The sequence below is a fragment of the Thermosynechococcus sp. NK55a genome (assembly GCF_000505665.1).
Taxonomy (GTDB): Bacteria; Cyanobacteriota; Cyanobacteriia; order Thermosynechococcales; family Thermosynechococcaceae; genus Thermosynechococcus.
Genome location: NC_023033.1, coordinates 1,384,312 through 1,405,294, shown reverse-complemented (window position 1 = coordinate 1,405,294; position 20,983 = coordinate 1,384,312). Strand labels below are relative to the sequence as shown.

At 52.6% G+C, this 20,983-nt stretch carries 21 protein-coding genes and 1 tRNA gene; 8 read left to right on the top strand and 14 right to left on the bottom strand.

The window, feature by feature from the left end:
- Positions 1-5: 5 nt before the first annotated feature.
- The 7 genes from NK55_RS06775 to NK55_RS12720 all read right to left on the bottom strand — a co-directional run bounded on the left by NK55_RS06775 (position 6) and on the right by NK55_RS12720 (position 4,282).
- Positions 6-230, bottom strand: a complete 225-nt coding sequence (locus tag NK55_RS06775) for a DUF167 domain-containing protein (RefSeq protein WP_024125024.1) — start codon at positions 228-230, stop codon at positions 6-8.
- Between the two features lie 11 nt (positions 231-241).
- Complete coding sequence (locus NK55_RS06770) at positions 242-652, bottom strand: hemerythrin family protein (RefSeq protein ID WP_024125023.1); 411 nt, start codon at positions 650-652, stop codon at positions 242-244.
- A complete protein-coding gene (locus tag NK55_RS06765) occupies positions 636-1,514 on the bottom strand; it encodes a DUF4388 domain-containing protein (protein ID WP_024125022.1) in 879 nt (292 codons plus the stop codon). Before NK55_RS06765 ends, NK55_RS06770 begins: the two co-directional genes overlap by 17 nt.
- A 27-nt stretch (positions 1,515-1,541) precedes the next feature.
- The gene (locus tag NK55_RS06760) at positions 1,542-2,108 is read right to left on the bottom strand and encodes an ATP/GTP-binding protein (protein ID WP_024125021.1); all 567 of its coding nucleotides are present in this window, start codon (positions 2,106-2,108) and stop codon (positions 1,542-1,544) included.
- Between the two features lie 33 nt (positions 2,109-2,141).
- Positions 2,142-2,537 carry a roadblock/LC7 domain-containing protein gene (locus NK55_RS06755; protein WP_024125020.1) on the bottom strand — a complete coding sequence of 132 codons (396 nt, stop codon included), beginning with the start codon at positions 2,535-2,537 and terminating at the stop codon, positions 2,142-2,144.
- A 63-nt stretch (positions 2,538-2,600) separates the two neighbouring features.
- The gene (locus NK55_RS06750; protein WP_024125019.1) at positions 2,601-3,155 is read right to left on the bottom strand and encodes a protoglobin domain-containing protein; all 555 of its coding nucleotides are present in this window, start codon (positions 3,153-3,155) and stop codon (positions 2,601-2,603) included.
- Between the two features lie 710 nt (positions 3,156-3,865).
- Positions 3,866-4,282 carry a cupin domain-containing protein gene (locus NK55_RS12720; protein WP_024125018.1) on the bottom strand — a complete coding sequence of 139 codons (417 nt, stop codon included), beginning with the start codon at positions 4,280-4,282 and terminating at the stop codon, positions 3,866-3,868.
- A 112-nt stretch (positions 4,283-4,394) separates the two neighbouring features.
- Between NK55_RS12720 and dapB the strand changes: the two genes are divergently transcribed.
- Positions 4,395-5,210, top strand: coding sequence for a 4-hydroxy-tetrahydrodipicolinate reductase (gene dapB, locus NK55_RS06735; protein ID WP_024125017.1), 816 nt, complete (start codon positions 4,395-4,397; stop codon positions 5,208-5,210).
- Here dapB and NK55_RS06730 read toward each other — a convergent pair whose 3' ends face one another.
- Positions 5,211-6,074, bottom strand: a complete 864-nt coding sequence (locus tag NK55_RS06730) for a Tab2/Atab2 family RNA-binding protein (protein ID WP_024125016.1) — start codon at positions 6,072-6,074, stop codon at positions 5,211-5,213. It abuts the gene before it with no gap.
- A gap of 297 nt (positions 6,075-6,371) precedes the next feature.
- Here NK55_RS06730 and NK55_RS06725 point away from each other — a divergent pair, with 297 nt between their 5' ends.
- The gene (locus NK55_RS06725) at positions 6,372-7,793 is read left to right on the top strand and encodes an ammonium transporter (RefSeq protein ID WP_398508313.1); all 1,422 of its coding nucleotides are present in this window, start codon (positions 6,372-6,374) and stop codon (positions 7,791-7,793) included.
- Between the two features lie 136 nt (positions 7,794-7,929).
- Here NK55_RS06725 and NK55_RS14020 read toward each other — a convergent pair whose 3' ends face one another.
- On the bottom strand, positions 7,930-8,085 hold the full coding sequence (locus tag NK55_RS14020) for a hypothetical protein (RefSeq protein WP_200865500.1): 156 nt from the start codon (positions 8,083-8,085) through the stop codon (positions 7,930-7,932).
- Positions 8,086-8,475: 390 nt separating this feature from the next.
- Here NK55_RS14020 and trmB point away from each other — a divergent pair, with 390 nt between their 5' ends.
- The gene (gene trmB / locus NK55_RS06715) at positions 8,476-9,117 is read left to right on the top strand and encodes a tRNA (guanosine(46)-N7)-methyltransferase TrmB (protein WP_024125014.1); all 642 of its coding nucleotides are present in this window, start codon (positions 8,476-8,478) and stop codon (positions 9,115-9,117) included.
- Here the strand turns inward: trmB and NK55_RS06710 are convergent.
- The 4 genes from NK55_RS06710 to NK55_RS06690 all read right to left on the bottom strand — a co-directional run bounded on the left by NK55_RS06710 (position 9,114) and on the right by NK55_RS06690 (position 14,341).
- Entirely contained in the window at positions 9,114-9,818 is a 705-nt protein-coding gene (locus NK55_RS06710; protein WP_024125013.1) for a triacylglycerol lipase, read from the bottom strand. The genes trmB and NK55_RS06710 overlap by 4 nt on opposite strands.
- A 5-nt stretch (positions 9,819-9,823) precedes the next feature.
- Positions 9,824-10,711, bottom strand: a complete 888-nt coding sequence (locus NK55_RS06705) for an MBL fold metallo-hydrolase (RefSeq protein ID WP_051372811.1) — start codon at positions 10,709-10,711, stop codon at positions 9,824-9,826.
- Between the two features lie 700 nt (positions 10,712-11,411).
- Positions 11,412-12,701, bottom strand: a complete 1,290-nt coding sequence (sbcD, locus tag NK55_RS06695; protein ID WP_024125011.1) for an exonuclease subunit SbcD — start codon at positions 12,699-12,701, stop codon at positions 11,412-11,414.
- A 5-nt stretch (positions 12,702-12,706) separates the two neighbouring features.
- Positions 12,707-14,341 carry an alpha-D-glucose phosphate-specific phosphoglucomutase gene (locus tag NK55_RS06690; protein ID WP_024125010.1) on the bottom strand — a complete coding sequence of 545 codons (1,635 nt, stop codon included), beginning with the start codon at positions 14,339-14,341 and terminating at the stop codon, positions 12,707-12,709.
- A 461-nt stretch (positions 14,342-14,802) separates the two neighbouring features.
- On the opposite strand from NK55_RS06690, the gene NK55_RS06685 reads away from it, so the two are divergent.
- From NK55_RS06685 to NK55_RS06675, 3 genes are all read left to right on the top strand, one after another.
- A tRNA-Phe gene (locus tag NK55_RS06685) sits at positions 14,803-14,875 on the top strand.
- Positions 14,876-14,886: 11 nt separating this feature from the next.
- Complete coding sequence (locus NK55_RS06680) at positions 14,887-15,828, top strand: cobalamin-binding protein (RefSeq protein WP_024125009.1); 942 nt, start codon at positions 14,887-14,889, stop codon at positions 15,826-15,828.
- 129 nt (positions 15,829-15,957) lie between these two features.
- Positions 15,958-17,547 (top strand): glycoside hydrolase family 57 protein, encoded by a 1,590-nt coding sequence (locus NK55_RS06675; RefSeq protein WP_024125008.1) that lies wholly within the window; start codon positions 15,958-15,960, stop codon positions 17,545-17,547.
- A 12-nt stretch (positions 17,548-17,559) separates the two neighbouring features.
- Here the strand turns inward: NK55_RS06675 and ffh are convergent, their stop codons facing one another.
- Entirely contained in the window at positions 17,560-18,969 is a 1,410-nt protein-coding gene (ffh, locus tag NK55_RS06670; protein WP_024125007.1) for a signal recognition particle protein, read from the bottom strand.
- 257 nt (positions 18,970-19,226) lie between these two features.
- Between ffh and NK55_RS06665 the strand changes: the two genes are divergently transcribed.
- The gene (locus NK55_RS06665) at positions 19,227-19,454 is read left to right on the top strand and encodes a hypothetical protein (protein WP_024125006.1); all 228 of its coding nucleotides are present in this window, start codon (positions 19,227-19,229) and stop codon (positions 19,452-19,454) included.
- A 25-nt stretch (positions 19,455-19,479) separates the two neighbouring features.
- The gene (locus NK55_RS06660) at positions 19,480-20,916 is read left to right on the top strand and encodes a circularly permuted type 2 ATP-grasp protein (RefSeq protein WP_024125005.1); all 1,437 of its coding nucleotides are present in this window, start codon (positions 19,480-19,482) and stop codon (positions 20,914-20,916) included.
- Positions 20,917-20,983 lie beyond the last annotated feature (67 nt).

Below are 20,983 nucleotides of genomic sequence, written 5' to 3'. Positions count from 1 at the left end.
TGCCCTTAATCCAGCAGTTCAATCACCTTATGGCGACTGGTGTAACCTTTAACCAACTGAATACGCGACTTGGGTACCCGAAAATACTCTGCTAAGACGGCAATAAGTTCCTGATTGGCTTTGCCATCACTGGCCGGGGCACGCACCGCAACCAGAAGTTGACCTTCAGGGGTAATCGAGACAGAAGATTGCCGTGCATTGGGTTTGACAATGACGTGCTTTTTACTCATCGATTCTTGGGCTAGCGGTGGGCACAGATATGCTGGCCAATCTCTTTATCAATTTTCATGATATGGTTGACCAACCAATGCGCCAATTTATCATGAATCATCACGGCAACAGACTCATCCGCTTGACTGTGGCGATACTGCTGCTGCAGCTCCTCAAAGAGCCCTATGAATTGTTCATGGGCGCGATGGTTGACCTCTGCGAGAGGACACTGATATTTCTTGGCACAGCTTTCCTCGTGCTCAAAGTGCCACTCAGCGTAGTATTTCATAAACACAATGAGCTGTTTAATCCGAGAAGCCCCCCGCCCCTGTTCAATGGCATCGGCAAGATCATTCATCGCGGTCACTAGCTCCTTGTGCTGAATGTCAATTGTCGGCACGCCAGTACTCAGGCGATCTGTCCATTCAAAGCGTTGTATCATTCCCTTTGGCTCCATAGGAAGCGTTCGCATGGGTTTTCGTTTTTAGGAATGTCAGGAGTCCCTCCAAAAAGGAGCTGCTGATTTCTGTCGTTTCACTAAGTGCAGGCTCAGTAGCAGAGGGTGCACTAATGCCCGCAATTTCTTCGGCAATGCCCACCACCGTTAAACGGAAGCAGATTTTCTGTACCTCCAGAATCGGTAAGTTCAAAGCATTGCTAATTTCCTGAAGCGTCATTGTGCCTTTGGCGTACTCCCACACTTGCCACTCATGGCGATTTAGACGGTAGGGGGGCTGTCCCTGAATTGTGCTGGCGATCGCTGAACTGGGCAAGGGCAGCTTATCCATCAAGGCTGTCCAATCCCGCAGGAGTCGTAGACCCGCTAAGGAAATGTCCATCGGTGAGGCACTGAGTCCCGTCATTTCATGAAAGGGCAGCGGATGGTTGGCATCAAACTTGAACCAGCCCTCATTGAGACTAAAGAGCTGAGGAATCGGTGTCAGTACCTGCTGCTTAAACAGTAACTGAAGTTGTTCCGGGTCAAGGGCACCCTGTGTTTTTAGGCAGAGGCCAAGGGAACCCGTGAGGGAACAAAAGGGCAGGAGGCGTTGGATCGTTGTGGGACGGAGCCATCCCCGCTGCTCAATGAGCCGTTGCAGTCCTTGATGATCTAAGCTTGTTGTTGCTGCCACAATCTGACCTAAGCGAAAGAAAATATAGTACTCCTGCGCCTGGGGGATGAGTGGCATCATCCCTACCATTTCCACTGGTTTAATCGAGAGGCAGCCTGTTTTTTGCCCTTGCTCCAGAAAACGAAAAATTTCCCCCAAGGAGAATTCCGATAGATAACCTGTAATTTTCATACATTCCCCCTATTGAGTGATTTTGTTCTAAGTGGTGAGTGCACTGTGGTTTAATTGCGAGAATTGGGCACGGGTATAGGCTTGAATGAGTGCCATCATGGCCGCAGCAACAGAAGACTTCTCCAAGGCATTGACTGGCAGCATCGGTGGGCGACGATGGGGACTTAGGTAGCCAAGGGCGATCGCGATCTCTTCAGCAGGCCAAGCATTGGGATTATCGGCATGGCTCAGACCCACTAGCATCGGAATCTTTGTGCGATGGCGCATAAAGGCCAAAATCCGGCGTGCCGCTCGAAAATCTTGGGGACGGTGAGAACTCACCAGCAGGATAAAGGCATGGGCTTTGCGAATGAGAATATCCCACATAAAGTCAAAGCGTTCTTGGCCAGGGGTGCCATACAGATGCAGGGCAACATTGGGGCCAAACTGAAGCCGCCCAAAATCCATCGCCACTGTTGTCTTTTCCTTGAAAGCAGCAATTTCATCCGTTGCCTTGCGATCCGTATCCACTGGTTCAATTTCGCTAATAGTGCGGATGAATGTGGACTTGCCTGCCCCTACAGGCCCTGTAATGACAATGCGCATAATTTCCATAGATTGCACCTCGATTTTGCCAGTCAGGGTGGCTTAAACATTCACTGCCGAACTCACAGCCGTGAGTTGGTTTTGCAGCTCGGCCAACACATTTTTAATTTCAAGGTTGATAATTCCCAACTTGGCAGAGGCATCCGCTAGCACCAGAAAGACCGCATCTTCAGTACAACTAGTGAGAATGCCATAGCCATTGCTTCCCTCAACCAAAATTCGTTCCACTTGGCCACGACTCAGTTCTCGGCCAATCCGCTCTCCTAGGGACAGCATTGCGGCTGACATTGCAGCCACCCGTTCATCGTCCATTCCCCCCGGCAAGGTTGCGGCCAGCGTCAGACCATCGGGAGATACAAGGGCTGCCCCTTGGACATTACTGGCATTGGCAACAAAGTTTTGCAGTGTGGCTTCCAGTTTTGCAGCGTTAATCGGCATGGTTGAATCCTCTTAAAATACTCCTGCAGAATTTTGAACAGTTAGCTCTCCTTGTCGGGAGATCTACATAGCAGCAGCACCGGTGGCAATGAGTCGCTGAAACAGTGCCTGTGTCCAACCGGTTTCTTTGAGCACTGCTTGGGAAGAAACTTCAAAGTAGGCCTGCTCAATAAAGGCAAGATCAATCATGCAAATTTTGCCAAGGGCGTCACTGAGGGCTTCGGATTTGTTGGCTTCCCTTAATTTTTGGCGTACGGCATTCACCACAACTGCCATTGCAGGCACCACGTGCTGCGGGCCAATTCCAATGCGCACATGGACAAGGCCAATTTTCCAGCGTCGCTCAGCATAGGCTTTGCCCCAACTGTCCATTCCTGTGAACATTTCATAAAACCAGTCCACAAAGGTTTGGTGCAGACGATGGATTCGCCCCTCCGTGGCATTGAGGATAGCGTTCATTTCTTCGTCACGGCCTAGATAGTCATAAAAAATATCCGCCATTTGCGGAGCAATTTCTTTCCCCCAAGGGGCGGCCTCAGCTAACAGCGATTTGTCTTCATCGGTCAACTGGACTCGTCGTACCATTGTTGCCATGAAATTGATTGGCTCAATTGTCATCTCCTTTACCTCGAAAGACTGAATAACTGCTGAATGAATTTAGATATCACTTCAATACGGCAGTCAAAGCTGTCAATGAAGCTAGGAAGTGTGAAACCGGCTCACTGATAACCCTCTAGCGTAGAAACTAGCGTAGAAACAGGTTGTTTATGCAGAGTATCCCCCTAACTCTCTAATGGAAAGAATAGCTTTACTCTTTGGTTTTTGACTGTATCCCTGGGTACACTACACAAAATCAAATAATTAGATGTATTTTTTAATTATTCTTTAGATTTTTAGTTTATTTTTGTGTAGAAATGAAAGCAGCTTTTTACAAAATATCCCCACTGCCTTGACCCCATTCTAGGAAATATGACACCCTTGCATTGTTATTCATCTAGCAATTCTTGGGCAATGATGGGTATTTATCTTGAAAACGGGAAGATAGTTGTACGTCCGATCCCTTGACCTAGCCGGGGGAAATAAAAGCCAAGCTGCAACAGCTCGGTGCCCAACTTGACCAACCCAAAGCAAGGGCAGATCAAGCTGATGAAGATGTCAAAGCAGATATTGAAGCCAAAATTGAGGCCTTGAAGGCCAAGGGCGATAAACTCACTCAACAATTGGCTGCCCTCAAAGCAGGGGGAGATGATGCTTGGGAGTCCATCAAAGCGGGGTTTGAGGACGCGTGGGAGGAGTGGAGCAAGGCCTTTGAGGAAGCAGCCAGTCAGTTAGCACGAGTAAGTACTTTTGGGGTTCCAGCCCTCGATGGTTACATCGACGCGATCGCTCTCGTGGGACAGCGGTGCAATATTTAAGTAATACAGGGGCTGATCAGGGGATAAGTTCCGCAGCCAATGCAGACATTGGGCATCCACATGGACATAGGAGCCAGTTTCTACGGGAGTGCGTCTCAACGCTGTGGCAGCCACCGAGTTAGCAGGGGGTGTCATGGGGCAGGTAATGAGCTCACCCACACCCGACACAATCAGGAAAATATCATCGCCCCGCTGGTGGTAGTGGGGATAATTGGCTTGTCCTGGTTCGATGCGGTAGAGGCTAGAGGCCAGTTCAGGGTTATGGTGATCCAAGGGACAAACGGCATAGCCAGGCCGCTTGGGTGTCCAAGTTTGACAGCGCTCAACCAACTCAGGAAAAGAAAAACTAACATTGGCTTTTCAGGACAAATCTTCACCACTGGGTTATTGTATCGCTAAGCGATCGCGCTATCCTAGCCTCTGGTCTGTGTCGGAGTTTTGCATGAGTACACCTATTCCAGTCATTGTTGTTGGCGCCCTCGGTAAGATGGGGCGCGAAGTTGTTAAGGCTGTACACCAAGCACCCGACACAGCGCTCTATGCCGTCGTCGATCGCAAGCAGGTGGGAGAAGATATTGGCAAGGCTTTGGGGCTAGGGGCATTAGAAATTCCCATTAGTGGCAGCTTGCAAGAGGTGTGTGTGGCGGCTGCCCAAGAAAAACAACCCGTGGTCATGGTGGACTTCACCCATCCCCAAGCAGTGTACGAGAATGTGCGCATGGCGATCGCCTATGGGGTGTATCCGGTGGTGGGCACAACAGGTCTGAGTCCTGAACAAATTGAGGAACTGGCCGAGTTTGCCGACAAGGCCGATCTGGGGGTGGTGATTGCGCCGAATTTCTCCATTGGCATGGTGCTGCTCCAAGAGGCGGCCATCCGCGCCAGCCAATACTTTGACCATGTGGAGATCATTGAACTCCACCACAATCAAAAAGCCGATGCCCCCAGTGGTACTGCCCTGCAAACCGCACAGCGTTTAGCTGAATTGGGCAAAACCTTTAACCTGCCCCAGGTGCAGGAATCGGAACATCTGACGGGGGCGCGGGGGGCCTGTGCCGCGGCTGAGATTCGCATCCACAGTGTTCGCCTGCCGGGATTAATTGCCCATCAGGAGGTGATTTTTGGGGCACCGGGGCAAATTTATACCCTACGCCATGACACGAGCGATCGCCAGTGCTATATGCCGGGGGTACTGCTTGCCATTCGCAAAGTCAGGCAACTTAAACGCTTGATCTATGGCCTTGAGAAGCTGCTCTAATCAAATTTCAGGAGTTTGCTGCAACAACCAAAAGCCCTGCAGGGTCTCCTGTGTCGGTTGTTCCTTGACTGCGATAAAGTGCAGTCCTTGGCTTTGGGTGCAGGCGTCCTTAAAGGCCGCCAGTTCCTTTTGAATCTGAGGATTGCGGCCACTAATGAGAACCCAGCGATCGCTCGCCCCCGTTTCCAAAATCAGCAACGGCTGCGGTGTCTCCTCAAAACTGAGAGAGGCCGGCTCTAACCCCGATAGCCAACCCGCCAAGGGCAGTGCCCGCTGCGAATAGATAATTAACCCCGGCAGTAGCACATCGTCGCTGAGGGTCAAAAAGGGCAGAGGTGGTACCTCACCAAAGGGCAGTTCCCATTCAGGGGCCGTTTTAATTTCCCCAAGAGGGAGAGCACTAAATTGCCAGCGATCCCCCCGCAGAGCTGATGGTAGAGGTTGCGGTGCAGGGGGCATCAACTGGGGTGGCGTTGCCAGCTCCGCTTGGTAGTTGGGTAGGGTTGGATAGAAGTTTGTGGCGCGATCGCGCAGCCAATCATAGAGGGCAAACGTGCGCCGACTCGGTACCATCACTAATCCTGCAGCTTCTCCCCCCCGCGTAATAATGCTGGTCATGGCTCGGCGAAAAAAACGCACTCGCTGGGGTTGAACCCCCTCTGCCAGGCCCAGTTGCTGTCGCCATTCAACCATGGCTTCCTTAAGCGCCGCCGCTAACCAGCGGGCATTGGCTTCAGCTCCTGCACAGGTTTTGCTGAACTGAAATTGTTGCTGGCGATCGCAAACCAGCAGCTCCCAGATTTTCTTGTTGTTTTCATCCACCAGGGGACGGGAATAAAAATCCAACTCCCAGATCGTATCCATTCACACCTAGTTAGGAACGTTAGCTGCAAACTTGATGGGACTTGCCTTTCCTAAGGATAGGCGGTTTTGGTCATCAAGGTAAATGTATAACGCGATACAGATTTTCCAATCTGAGAACTGATGCAATCAGAAACTAACTGCGGGTCAATGCTTCGCTTGGCTCAAGTCAAACAGCAGCCAGATGACTTTCTGGTGCAATGGTGCTGCAACTGCGATTTCTCCTCCGCTGAACTCATGCGCAACTCGACTCCATAACCGTTATAACCGTTGAGAATGAAAGCGATGTCCAAGTTAAAACTGAAACGTGCTAGACGGCAAAAGCGCCCGTTACTAAACCTCGACTGGCAGCCCAATTTTCGTTGGCGATCGCCCGCCCTGGTCGCCTGCATTCCCCTAGCTTTAATCATTGTGACTGTTTGGGGAGTGGCTGCTCAGGCCCAGGATAAACCCCTCACCCCTGAAGACGTTCAAGGAGTGCTCAATACTATTTGGGTATTGGTGGCAGCAATTCTCGTGATTTTCATGAATGCTGGCTTCGGCATGTTGGAAACTGGCTTCTGCCGCCAGAAAAATGCTGTCAACATTCTTTCTAAAAACCTAATTGTTTTTGCCTTGGCCACCCTTGCCTACTGGGCAGTTGGTTTCTCCTTTATGTTTGGTACGGAGGGCAATGCCTTTATCGGCTCAGGGGGCTTCTTCCTCAGCAGTGAAAACCCAGAAACCTATGGCCTGAAGCCCTTTCCAGAGGGATTGGTCATTTCAGTGGCTTTCCTCTTCCAGGCAGCCTTTGCAGGCACAGCGGCGACGATTGTCTCCGGTGCCGTGGCGGAGCGCATTAAATTCATCGACTTTTTGATTTTTAGTCTGCTGCTGACAGGAATCTCCTATCCCATTACCGGTCATTGGGTGTGGGGAGGTGGCCTGCTCAGTAATATCAGCTTCCTGGGCGAGGGGGTGGCTTTCAAGGATTTTGCCGGTTCAACCGTTGTCCATGCAGTGGGCGGTTGGTCTGCGTTAATGGGGGCCGCTTTTTTGGGGCCACGGATTGGCAAATATGCCGCCGACGGTACCCCCCAAGCCTTACCGGGGCACAACATGGGCTTTGCCATGCTGGGGTGTTTGATTCTTTGGATTGGTTGGTTTGGCTTTAATCCTGGCTCACAACTGGCTGCCGACCAAGCAGTCCCCTACATTGCTGTAACCACCAACTTGGCGGCGGCGGCCGGTGGGATTGCGGCAACAATTACCGCTTGGCTAGCTATTGGTAAGCCCGATCTTTCCATGATTATCAACGGTATTCTGGCGGGCCTAGTGTCCATTACAGCAGGCTGTGCAGGTGTATCTTACTGGAGTGCCGTAATCATTGGTGCCATTGGCGGCGTCATTGTGGTCTATTCTGTTCTCTTCTTTGACCGCATCAAAATTGATGATCCCGTCGGTGCCACCTCTGTTCACTTAGTCTGTGGCACTTGGGGCACCCTAGCCGTTGGCTTGTTTGACAAAGAGTTAGGCTTGCTCACCGGCCATGGGGTCACTCAATTGATTGCTCAGATCATCGGTATCTTGACCATCGGTGGCTTTACTGTGCTCCTGACCAGTATCTTTTGGCTAGCCTTAAAACAAACCCTTGGCATTCGTGTTTCCGAAGAAGAGGAACTCAAAGGCTTGGACATCGGCGAGCATGGCATGGAAGCCTACAGCGGTTTCTTGAAGGAGTAACTCGCCCGCCAATAAGTTTGGGGTCGTACCATGCCGCTGGACGATCCCATTGTCCTAGGTGGTTTTTGCTGTCCTCAGCTTTTGAGGGCAGTTTTTTTAATCTCTGCTTTTGACCATCAACCGAGGGGGAAGTGATCTACTGTGAGGGGATTGCTGCAGATGCTGCCAGAGCATCGCTGTCAATATTGATTTCTGCTCCAGTGGTCCAACTGAACTCATCAGCACCAAAGATGACAGCTACTGCAGCGACTTCCGCCGGCAGTCCAAACCCTCTTAAGGACGTATCCAACATGGCCATACTCTTTGAGCCAGTGCCAAGGATGGGTTCTCACAGGGGGATAAGGATTGCTGCTGGGTGAATAGAATGGGAACGCACGTTCATCCCTTGCTCAGCGCAATACAAGGCAATGGTTTTAGTGGGGTTGCCAACGGCGGCTTTACTTGACGCCTAGGCAGCGGCTGCCGGTATGCCAACAGGACCTGAACGTGGGGAGATGTGAATGTATCGAGCCAGGACCACCCATTGCCCGAATGGTGTATTTGCAACCCAGAAACATGCCGTCAAAGTTTGTCCCATCAACTCAGCCCCCAGCTTTAAGGGAGGCATTTTCGGGATCCCGAGAGACAGTATTTTCCTCTGAGATAAGCTACCCTATAGCAGCAGTGCATTAGGGAGTTTTGGATGAGCGATCGCGCCATGGCGGTACGGGTGCGACAACACGTTAACCCTCTTAGTCAAAAATTCCAGCAGGACATTGCTGTTCCCGATTGGTCAAGGATTTACGAGCAACCCTCGCAGCCTTTACATCTGGATATTGGCTGTGCAAGGGGGACATTCTTGCTAGAAATGGCAGCACTTTACCCAGAGCAAAATTTTCTGGGTCTGGAAATTCGCTACCCGTTAGTGGTCGCCGCCAATGAGCGGCGCGATCGCCAGCAACTTCGGAACCTCCACTATCTTTGGGGCAATGCCAATGTCCACTTGCCCAAAATTCTCGGCGGCCTCCCCCTGCACACCGTCACGATCCAGTTTCCAGATCCGTGGTTCAAGCGCCGTCACCATAAACGCCGCGTCGTCACCCCTGAACTGGTGGCCATTCTTGCTGAACTCCTGCCCGCTGGTGGACGTGTTGTCCTTCAGTCGGATGTTTTTGAAGTGGCTGCATCAATGGTGCAACAGTTTCGTGCCCATGGCGCCTTTCGCTCAACCTGTACAGATTGGTTACCCCAGAGTCCTTGGCCCATCGCGACAGAACGGGAAAAATGTGTTCTCAATAAAGGATTGGCCGTTTACCGCTGGCAATTTGAGCGGTGGGCTGTCTAACTGGCCCTGAGATACTGCTGCCAATGAGCAACAATTTCTGGGGAGCCGTACCAAGGGGCATCGGGGCGATCGCGCAAACGGCGGCGAGGCGCATGAAGCACATTTTCATAGACCAGATTCTCTGCCCCTTCGAGGTGGGCGGCTGCCACTGGTGTCACCCCATCCCCCCAACAGGCACCCTCGCCACAGGTGAGTTTATAGCTTTGATACGTCAACCAATTGGCAAAGGAGCCGCGTGATGTCCCATAGATTGCTTTGCCCGCCAGACACACATAGCGAATTTGCCCGTAATAGGCACCGGGGTACGTGGTGTTAACAAAGTCCAGATTGCGACGCGTCCAACGCTCCTGACTCCGGTGGGGAGTACCCAACGTAATTAGCGTGTGCACCCATTTGTGACCCGCCCAAACTTTGCCATCATAGGGTTGATCCCCTAGGTAAATGCGGCTAATCCAGCCCCCCGCTGAATGACCAATGAGATGCACAGAAGGGGCCCCTGTTTCATTCAGAACACTCTGAATGGTGGTATCGAGAGCCCGGAGAATTGGCGCCACCGATCGCCCCCCCAATGTCGGCAACCACGAGCGTCCCCTAAGGGGGACCACCTCCACCACAAACCCCAACTGCCGCAGATCATCCCGCAAGGGGTAGTAGTCAGGGGCAGCCGCTAAATATCCCGGTAAAACAACGACAGGCAGCACAGGCGCTAACTTGCTTGAGGCGTTGCCGGGAAGTGTATCACATTTGGATAGACGGAAATAATGAGTCCCTCGCGAGCAAGCAGCGTCTGCGGAAATTGTGCCCGTGCCAACTCGCCAATGCGATCTAAACAGTCATCATCATGGCTGGGATCATGGTGAAACAAAATCAGTTGCTTGACCTGGGCCGCTTGGGCAAGCTTAACCGCCTCCTGCCATGTGGAATGCCCCCACCCCACCTTGCTCTGCTGCGGGTGATAGTATTCTTCATCGGTATAAGTGGCATCGTAAATCATCACATCCGCGCGATCCGCCAAGGCAAACGCCCCTGGATGTAACCTATCCGGCAAATGCTCCGTGTCTGTAATATAGGCCACATGAATGCCCTGCCAACTGACACGGTAGCCCACCCCCCCGCCCGGATGATTCAGAGCCTCATTACTCACCACTACACCGCCGTCTAGGTACACCCGCTCGCCCGCCTCCAAGTCATAAAAACGTAAATCTCCCCCCATAATTTGCAACGGAACGGGAAAGTTGGGGTGCAGCATTTGATCATTCAGTCGTCGTTCAATGCCCTGACCATTTTTCCCCGGCACTGCGTAGATATGGAACTGATTTCCCGGTACAAAAGCGGGTTGAAAGAAGGGAAACCCCTGAATATGATCCCAGTGGGTATGGGTAAAGAATAAGTGTGCCGTCACTGGCTGTTGACCCATTAGGTGCTCCCCAAGAACCCGCAAACCTGTACCGCCGTCAAGGATGATCCGTTGACCATTGGCTTGAATTTCCACGCAGGGGGTGTTACCACCATAGCGGACAGTGTGGGAACCGGGACAGGGAACACTGCCGCGCACACCCCAAAACCGAATGGTAAGTGGGTTAAACATGGGCATATCGCAAACTTTGATCGTAGTGTGCCACAGCAAACACACTTGACTTGTGATATGGATCATCCTCCTGCTGTGACGCTAGGAGTTGATAGAGTAGGGCCTAGGTGCCCCCAAGCTTGAGAAAAAATCTTTTCTAAAATCCGCGAGTGCATATTTGCAAAAACATCACTGGATAAGTGAATAGAGGATTGTGTCGGCAAAGAAGAGGAAATATGCCTTAGGAAGCAAAGAACAGGAAACCCCAGATGTTCTTGGCTTCTACTGGCCTCACAGCTCTCGATGAATTGCAGCAGCCCCTAACCCCTTACATCTCAACCGCAGTCATCCCGTGGGTTTGCCAAAAAATTGCTGTTCTCAAGGCCCAAGAAGAACCCTGGCCCCCTATATCGTGCTGTGGTGCTGTAGCCGCCATATTCCCTGCCAAAAATTTGCAAATTTTTAGCAATAGTTCACTGCCCCTAGAGAGGGTTGGGTTCGGGGTTTTTTGAGAATCAACAGTCCGCCTCAAGAAAAAAGGGGTCGTCGCAATGACTGACCCCGCCTGCCGATTCCTCAGAGAGGAGAACACTAAGACTTAGCCTATGCCAGATGAGAAAAAATGTCAATAATTTCGGAGAAAAAGTTTGCCCAGGCTCCCGGGTCCTCTTTTGCCCTCGGATGCCAAGCCGCTAGAAAGGTTGCTCAAGCTGAGGGGAGTTTTAGCCTAGGAGAGCAATTGCAGTTGCTCAATCACAGGTTCGGGCGATCGCGGTATCTGTGGCCCGTCTTGACGCTCCTGTTCAGGATTGCCCGCAAGGGTTTGGAGTGCCGCTAGCAGATCCTGCCGCAGGGGTTCAAGATCGGGGCGGTGATCTAGATACAGTTGCAGCGCATGGCTGGGGTCAAGGCATTGTTCGAGGGCAACTTCTGGCAGCCGGCCAATGGGCTCACTATTGGCAAGTTGGGGCAGGAGGCTGATGCTATGGGCGCTTTCAAGAGCCTTTTCCAATTCATGGAGGTTAATCAGGGGAATTTGATCGGGGCGCAGTTGATACATGACCCGCACCACGGCTTCGCTGATGTCCACGCTGGCGATCGCCGCCAAGAGGGCAGCTTGGGGATTGCGTTCCACCTCGGTTAAGTCCACACGAATTGTGCGGAAGGGGCGGGTGGGGAGGGGACAAAACTGAAATTCTGTTTTCCCTTTGACGAGGTTTACTAAGACATAGCCCTTTTCTTCCCCCTCTTCGCCAAAATCCACCCGCTCAATACTGCCGGAATAGACCACGGGTGGATCGTGACACAGGACTTGATGGCGATGGACATGACCAAGGGCAACGTAATCAAAACAGGGGCGTGCCAAGAAACCCAGGGGAATTGTAAAGCCTTTGCCCGCACTCAAATAGCGTTCAGAGCCGTACTGGGCGGTGTCCACCATAGCATGGGCAAGTAAGACGGTAGGTAAGGCAGGATCGAGTTGGCGAATTTCCCCCTCAAGGGCAAGGCGAAGCCGCTCTAGGAGCAGTTGATGCACATCCGCAAGGGAAAGGCCACTGGTTTCCGGCCGCGTGAGGAGTGTCGATCGCGTTAACCAAGGGAGGGTCATGACTTGAACACTGCCCTGGGGAGTGTCAATGCGATGGGTGGCCAAGCGATCGCCAACAATAAAGCCGGGTACCCCCAGGGTGCGATAGAGACTGAGGCTGGCGCCCCCCTGTCCTTGGGCGTGCTGATCGTGGTTGCCCACCAGCAAAACTGTGGGAATGTGGGCATCTGCCAAGCGGCGAAATTGGCTGGCAAAGGCTTCATGGACGAGGGGGGGTGGTGTTGCATCGGGAAAGGCATCGCCCCCAAAAAGCACCAAATCAACGGGTTCACTCAGAGCACGGTCAATACAGGTGGCCAGAGCAGCAATAAAATCCTCAAGGCGCGTATTCAAGCCCGTGGCAGGGTTAATGTGGCCATGACTGAGGCCACTGCCAAGGTGGATATCAGACACATGGAGAATTTTCATACCAATCAGGTAATGACGGTGGGGCGATCGCGACCCGTTAAGCCTTGGATATTTGCCACTTCATTGGCCAGTTGAATTAAATCGGCAAGTGCCGCTTGGGCATCGAGGTGTTGCTGGGCAGGATGGGGTTCAAAGCGCTCCAAATAGACCCGCAGCGTTGCCCCCTGGGTTCCTGTTCCTGACAGGCGATAGACAATGCGGCTGCCATCTTCAAAAACGAGCCGAATGCCTTGGTTTTGGCTGACGCTGTGATCCACTGGATCGGTGTAGCTAAAGTTATCAGCAGTGGCCACTGTGTAGGCACCCAAGGTCTGACCCACTAGGCTGGGAAGTTTTTGCTCTAGTTGGCTCATCAGCGTGTGGGCGCGATCGCTGTCGATGCCCTCATAGTCATGGCGCGAATAATAGTTGCGGCCATAGGTTTGCCAGTGAGCTTTGACAATCTCGGCCACAGAGGTTTGGCGGACGGCCAAGATATTCAACCAAAAGAGCACAGCCCAGAGGCCATCTTTTTCGCGCACGTGGTTGGAGCCAGTGCCAAAACTCTCCTCACCGCAGAGGGTTGCTTTACCGGCATCGAGGAGATTACCAAAGAACTTCCAGCCTGTGGGGGTTTCGTAACAGTCAATACCAAGCTTAGCAGCAACGCGATCGGCCGCTTGACTGGTGGGCATCGAACGGGCAATCCCCGCTAATCCATCTTTGTAGCCGGGCACAAGTTGGGCATTGGCCGCCAGAATAGCTAGGCTATCACTGGGGGTTACAAAACAGTTTGCCCCCAAAATCATGTTGCGATCGCCATCGCCATCGGAGGCAGCCCCAAAATCCGGCGGATGCTCACCAAAGAGTTGCTGCACCAAGTCATGGGCATAAACCAAATTGGGGTCGGGATGCCCACCGCCAAAGTCCGGTAGCGGCACACCATTTTGAACCGTGCCTGGGGGTGCTCCCAAGCGCTTTTCCAGAATTTGCTGGGCGTAGGGTCCTGTAACCGCGTGCATGGCATCAAAGACAAGGCGCAGCTTCCCTGTACGGATCACCTCGGCAATGCGATCAAAGTCAAAAAGGGTCTCCAGCAGCGCTTGATAATCAGCCACGGGGTCAATGACTTCAACAATCATTTCACCCAAGGGAAACTCCCCAAGGGTGTGCAGATTCACATCGGGTGCGGTGTAGATTTTGTAGTGGGTGAGGGCAAGGCTGCGCTCATAGATCGCATTAGTGACTTTTTCGGGAGCAGGTCCCCCATTGGCAATGTTGAACTTGACGCCAAAATCTCCCTGTGGCCCTGCGGGGTTGTGACTGGCTGAGAGAATAATGCCCCCCACTGCCCCATACTTGCGGATCACGCAGGAGGCGGCTGGGGTTGAAAGAATCCCATTCTGCCCCACCTTGACCCGTGCAAAACCATTGGCTGCCGCCATTTTGAGGATGACTTGAATCGCTTCGGCATTGAAGTAGCGACCATCACCCCCGAGGACAAGGGTCTGCCCCTGCGGTGCCTCAATGGTGTCAAAAATTGCTTGAATAAAGTTTTCCAGGTAGTGGCGCTGCTGAAAAACAGGTACTGGCTTACGTAAGCCAGAGGTACCGGGTTTTTGATCCTTGAAGGGAGTGGTGGCAATAACTTGAATACCCATTAGGAGACTCCACAAGGGGACTGTCACTATAAGGGCAGCTTAGTGGGCTCGCGAATTGTGGTCAAGCCCCAGACTCAGGCAGTAACCAGGAGCGGGGTAGTCATCCTCCTCCCCTGCCCTCAAACCTTTTGCCCTGAGGCCCTTCGACAAAGGTGTCCTGACGGAGGAGATTCAGGGTTAGCCACGAATCACCCCAAAGCTTTTAGGTACATCGTTGTTCTGAATCCGAGCAGCATCCTCCTCAATAGGAGCGTCGCTCGATAGGCGGTGTTGTTCTAAAACCGAACACAGATAAGGAGTGGAGCCTCTAGCAGATGTTCGGCGCAGGGGTCTTCTAAGGTTGTAAGCGATCAAGCATGGTCAGACACTTCAGGCGAGACATGGTGGCATTCCTAGAAATGATTGCCCGAGAGACTTGTCATCGCACCTAGACGCTTGCTAAAATCATAAAGCACTTTCAAGCCGGGATAGCTCAGTTGGTAGAGCAGAGGACTGAAAATCCTCGTGTCGCCAGTTCAATTCTGGCTCCTGGCATTAGCCCTAAAATGCGCCTTGTTTCTCTTCTGCCCAGTGCCACAGAAATTGTTGCTGCTCTGGGGTTGCTGCCGTTTCTTGTGGGTCGCAGCCATGAGTGTGACTATCCGCCTGCAGTCAAGGCATTGCCTGTCTGTACCCGGGCTAGGTTAGATGCCCAACAGTCGAGTTTAGCCATTGATCGAGCGGTTCAGGATCTGCTGCAAGCGGCCTTGGGCATTTATGACTTAGACCTGGCGACTCTGCAAGCGCTAAAACCCACCCACATTATTACCCAAGATCAATGCGATGTGTGTGCGGTTACCTTGGCAGAGGTCCAGCGGGCGATCGCCGAACTTCTGGAGCCGCCACCGCAGTTAATTTCTCTCCAACCCCATTGCCTTGAGGATGTCTGGGAAGATATCCGACGGGTGGGTCTGATCCTTGGGGTTGCTCCAGACCCCCTGCTGAGTGACCTGAAAGCGAGGATTCGCGCCTGTCAAAGCCGGGTGAGCGATCGCCCCCGCCGCCAGGTGGTAACTATTGAATGGATTGACCCCCTCATGGCCAGTGGCAACTGGATCCCAGAATTAATTGCACTGGCGGGCGGTGAAAATCTGCTGGGTACCGCCGGCAAGCATTCCCCCTACATTGAGTGGTCAACCCTGCTGACGATCGACCCCGAAGTAATCCTTGTCATGCCCTGTGGTTTTGACCTGGAACGCACCCAGCAAGAGCTTGACCAAGCATTGCAAACCCATCCCCAGTGGCAGCAATTGCGTGCCCTGCAAACCGGTCAACTGTACATTGTGGATGGCAACGCCTATTTCAACCGTCCGGGGCCTCGCCTAGTGGATTCCCTAGAAATTCTGGTTGAGATTCTCCATCCCTGCCCAGAACCGAAATTCTGCGGCGTGGGTTGGCGGCCATACCGGCCATACGTAGTACCCTCCATGGCAAAAATGTCAGACTAACGATAAATGTGAAGAAAAGATAAAAATGACCCGTTGCAGATTTGGCTATTTCGCCTAAGATGGGGGAAACTCAACTGATCTCATTGATCCCCCGCCGTTGTCCCAAATACATCAATAGGCAAACTTCCTATGGCAATTGGTTATTTAGCGCTGGTTTTGCATGCTCACCTCCCCTTTGTCCGCCACCCCGAGAGTGACTACGTTTTAGAAGAAGAGTGGCTCTTTGAGGCGATTACGGAAACCTATGTGCCCCTGATCCGGATGTTTGAGGGGCTAAAGCGTGACGGCGTAGACTTCAAAATCACAATGAGTATGACGCCGCCATTAATTTCAATGCTGCGGGATCCGCTGTTGCAGGAACGCTACGATCAGCACTTGGCAAAACTAGAGGAACTGGCGGAACTAGAGGTAGAGCACAATACCTACAATGGCCATATCCGCTACCTAGCCGAGCACTATGCCCAAGAATTCAACCGCGTACGGCAGACATGGGAAAACTACGATCGCGACCTCATCAAGGCCTTTAAGCAGTTTCAAGACACTAATAACCTGGAAATCATTACCTGTGGTGCCACCCACGGCTACCTGCCCCTAATGAAAATGTATCCCCAAGCGGTGTGGGCACAACTACAGGTGGCCTGTGAGCACTACGAGCAAACCTTTGGGCGTCCACCCAAGGGCATCTGGCTACCAGAGTGCGCCTACTACGAAGGCCTAGAGCGAATGCTGGCGGATGCTGGTTTGCGCTATTTCATTACCGATGGCCACGGTATTCTCTATGCTCGTCCCCGCCCTCGCTTTGGCACCTATGCCCCCATTTTTACCGAAACTGGGGTGGCTGCCTTTGGCCGTGATCACGAATCCTCCCAGCAGGTGTGGTCATCGGAGGTGGGCTATCCGGGGGCACCTGAATACCGTGAGTTTTACAAGGACTTGGGTTGGGAAGCGGACTACGAATACATCAAGCCCTATATCATGCCCAATGGCCAACGCAAAAATACCGGGATTAAGTACCACAAAATTACTGGGCGTGGCCTTGGTCTAGGGGATAAGCAGCTCTATGACCCCTACTGGGCACGGGAAAAAGCTGCCGAACACGCTGCCAATTTCATGTTCAACCGCGAAAACCAAATTCGCTACCTGTACCAACTGATGCAGCGTCCGCCGATTGTGGTCTCTCCCTACGATGCTGAACTCTATGGCCACTGGTGGTATGAAGGGCCTTGGTTCCTTGACTTTCTCTTCCGCAAGGTCTGGTTTGACCAAGACACCTTTACCATGACCCACTTGGCAGACTATCTGCGCGCCCATCCCACCCAGCAGGTGTGCCGTCCTTCCCAGTCCAGTTGGGGCTACAAGGGCTTTCATGAATATTGGCTGAATGACACCAATGCTTGGATTTACCCTCACCTCCATAAGGCTGCTGAACGGATGATCGAACTGGCCAAAGGGGAGCCGTGGGATGAACTGAGTTGGCGTGCCCTCAACCAAGCGGCACGGGAATTGCTCCTTGCCCAATCCTCCGACTGGGCCTTTATTATGCGGACGGGAACGATGGTGCCCTATGCGGTTCGCCGCACCCGTAGCCACCTGATGCGCTTCCACAAGCTCTACGATGACATCAAGGCACAAAAAATTGATGCCGGCTGGCTGGAAAAGGTGGAAGCGATTGACAATATCTTCCCCCACATTAACTATCGGGTCTATCGCCCCTTGTAGTCAGGGCAGTGCTTAGAGAACACCAAAGCCCTTGCGTTTCTTTTGCTTCTTGGGCTTTTTGGCAGTCTGGGCACGTCCCCCTCGACCCATTGGGTTCAGACCCGGCATCCCCATTCCCGGAAAGCTCCCTTGACCCATCTGCTGCATCAGCGATCGCATGCGTTGGAAATCGCTGACCAACTTTGTAACATCGGCTACTTGATAACCGGAACCTTTGGCCACCCGTTCACGGCGACTGGGGGAACTGGCAAGAAGTTCAGGATTGCGGCGCTCTTCGCGGGTCATGGAGTTAATCATTGCTTCTGCCCGCTTCAGTTGCTGTTCCCCCTGCTGGAGTTGCTCCGTTGAAATTTTATTCATGCCGGGGATGAGCTTCATAATTCCCGCCAGGGAACCCATATTTTTTAGCAAGCGCAGTTGCTTGAGGAAGTCATCAAAGTCAAACTGGGCTTCGAGGATTTTGCGGGACATTTTTTCGGCATCGGCCAAGTCCACTTCCTCTTGGGCTTTTTCGACAAGGGTGAGGACATCCCCCATCCCCAAGATGCGCGAAGCCAAGCGATCGGGATAGAAAGGCTGGAGAGCTTCGACTTTTTCACCAACACCAATAAACTTAATCGGCTGTCCAGAGACCTGACGCACCGAGAGAGCTGCGCCACCGCGTGTATCGCCATCTAGCTTGGTGAGAATGGCCCCCGTAATCCCCACCTGCTCATGGAAAGCACGGGTGAGGTTGGCCGCCTCTTGCCCGGTCATCGCATCCACCACCAAGAGGGTTTCGTGGGGTTGTACTGCTTCCTTAATGGCCGCCAGTTCTGCCATCATCTCGGCATCAATTTGTAGGCGCCCCGCAGTGTCAATAATCACGGTATCCACACCCAGTTCCTTGGCTTTGGCCACCCCTTGGCGAGCAATTTCCACAGGGCTAACCTCTGTACCCATTTCAAACACGGGCACATCAATTTGTTTGCCAAGGGTCATCAACTGGTCAATGGCAGCGGGACGATAGACATCGGTAGCCACCAACAGAGCACTGCGGCCTTCTTTGCGTAGGTGCAGAGCTAACTTTGCGGTGGCGGTGGTTTTCCCCGTTCCCTGTAAACCCGCCATGAGAATAATCGTGGGTGGTGACTCCCCGTGAGCAAGGGGACTGTGGGATTCCCCCATGACCTCAACGAGGGCATCATAAACAATTTTGATAAATTGCTGATCGGGACGAACCCCGGCAATGACTGTGGCACCGATCGCCCGCTGACGGACGTTTTCAATAAAGTCTTTGGCGACCTGTAGGTTGACATCGGCCTCTAATAGGGCGCGCCGCACTTCCCTAAGAGCTTCCTGGATATTGTTTTCCGTAATTTTGTCTTGACCCCGTAGGGTTTTCCAAGCAGATTCAAGGCGTTCGGCAAGGGCGTCAAACATGGATTACAGCTCAAGGGGTGACAATCATTCTATTAGTCTTAGCCTATTTATCCTAGCAAACCCTCTTCCCCATACAGTCTTTGCTGCCGATTTAAGCAGCGGACTGTGAGTTGCAATTTGTAGCAAAGTTAGCAGTTGCAGTCAACTATATCCGCTAGGCTTTCACGATAAAATGAAAGCACTAGGGTTGGAGTCTTTTTTCGGCCAGGTTCTATAAAGACTCTCTACTAAAGGCTCTGATCCGTGGGAGGTGTCCGATGCTGGTGATCCTCACCCAAAACCAGATTTTACCGTCACAGTCTGTGTGTCAATCCTGCTTGTTTGCCGATCGCCAAGGCCAACCCCGCTGGCAGGAGGGTCAGCTTCGTTGTGGGGCGCCTCTAGGGAGTACCGCTGAAGCGGGATGCCAACATTTTCGTTGTCAAATGGGGTTTCATCTAGTGGCGGTTTCCGATTTGCCCACGCCTCTAGAGCAAGACCATTGAGGGAAATTGCCACAAAGGAATATCAATGCGGGAATTTGACAACTACGATCCGGGAGATTTTTACGACGAGTGGTTTCTTGCCAAAGAACAGCCACGACCTTTTATTGAACCGCTGTTGCAACGGGTGCGATCGCTCCCAGCGGGACAGCTCCAGCAGCGCCAAAAAACAGCACAGCAGGTAATGTTTAATATTGGCGCCACATTCACGGTCTATGGTGCTGCTGAGGGCATCGAGCGGATCATGCCCTTTGATATTCTGCCGCGGGTCATTCCAGCCCAAGAGTGGCAAGCCCTTGAACGGGGTCTAAAGCAACGGGTTGTAGCACTCAATACATTTATTGCTGATGTCTATGGCGATCAAAAAATTATTAAGGATGGTGTCATGCCCCGGGAGTTAATTGAGTCAGCTAAGGGCTATTTACGTCCCTGCCATGACCTGAAGCCCCCAGGAGGGATCTGGTGCCATATTACGGGGACCGATTTAGTGCGCGATCGCGATGGCACATTCTATGTTCTAGAGGATAACTTGCGCTGTCCTTCGGGGGTCTCCTATGTGCTGGAAAACCGCCGAGTGATGAAAAGCACCTTTCCCCTGCTTTTCAAAGAACTGCACATTCAACCTGTGGACGAGTACCCCAGCCATCTACTAGAAACCCTGTTGAACCTTGCCCCCCCCGGCCTACCGGATGCGACGGTGGTGGTACTGACGCCGGGAATATACAACTCCGCCTATTTTGAGCATTCCTTCCTTGCGCAGCAAATGGGGGTGACGCTTGTGGAAGGGCGGGATCTGGTAGTGGCCGATGGTTACCTCCAAATGCGCACCACCAAGGGGCTTGAGCGGGTGGATGTGGTCTATCGCCGCATTGATGATGACTTTATTGATCCAGCGGTATTTCGTCCGGAGTCGGTGCTGGGGGTCAGGGGTCTGATGGAAGTCTATCGCCAAGGGCGGGTGGCGATCGCCAATGCCCTCGGAACTGGTGTGGCCGATGACAAGGTAATTTATGCCTATGTGCCGCAAATGATTCGCTATTACCTCCGTGAGGAACCCCTACTGCCGAATGTGCCCACGTACCTGTGCTGGGAGCCCCAACAGTTGGACCATGTGCTCAAGAACCTCGATTCCCTCGTGGTAAAATCTGCCAACGAGTCCGGTGGCTATGGCATGCTGATTGGTGGTCAAGCTACGGCTGAACAGCGGGCAGAATTTGCCGAACGCATCAAAGCCAATCCCCGCAACTACATTGCCCAGCCCACGCTTTCGCTGTCGCGGGTGCCCACCCTTTTGGGGGATGAAATTGTTGGCTGCCATGTGGATTTACGCCCCTATATTCTGTATGGCAAGGAAATTTATGTCCATCCTGGTGGCCTGACGCGGGTGGCCATGAAGCGCGGCTCATTGGTGGTGAATTCATCCCAAGGGGGAGGGAGCAAGGATACTTGGGTGCTCAATGAGTAGCGCCGTTTTTTGAGACAATGGGATGCTAGCGGTAAGGCACCACCTATGTTAAACAATTATTAGCTGT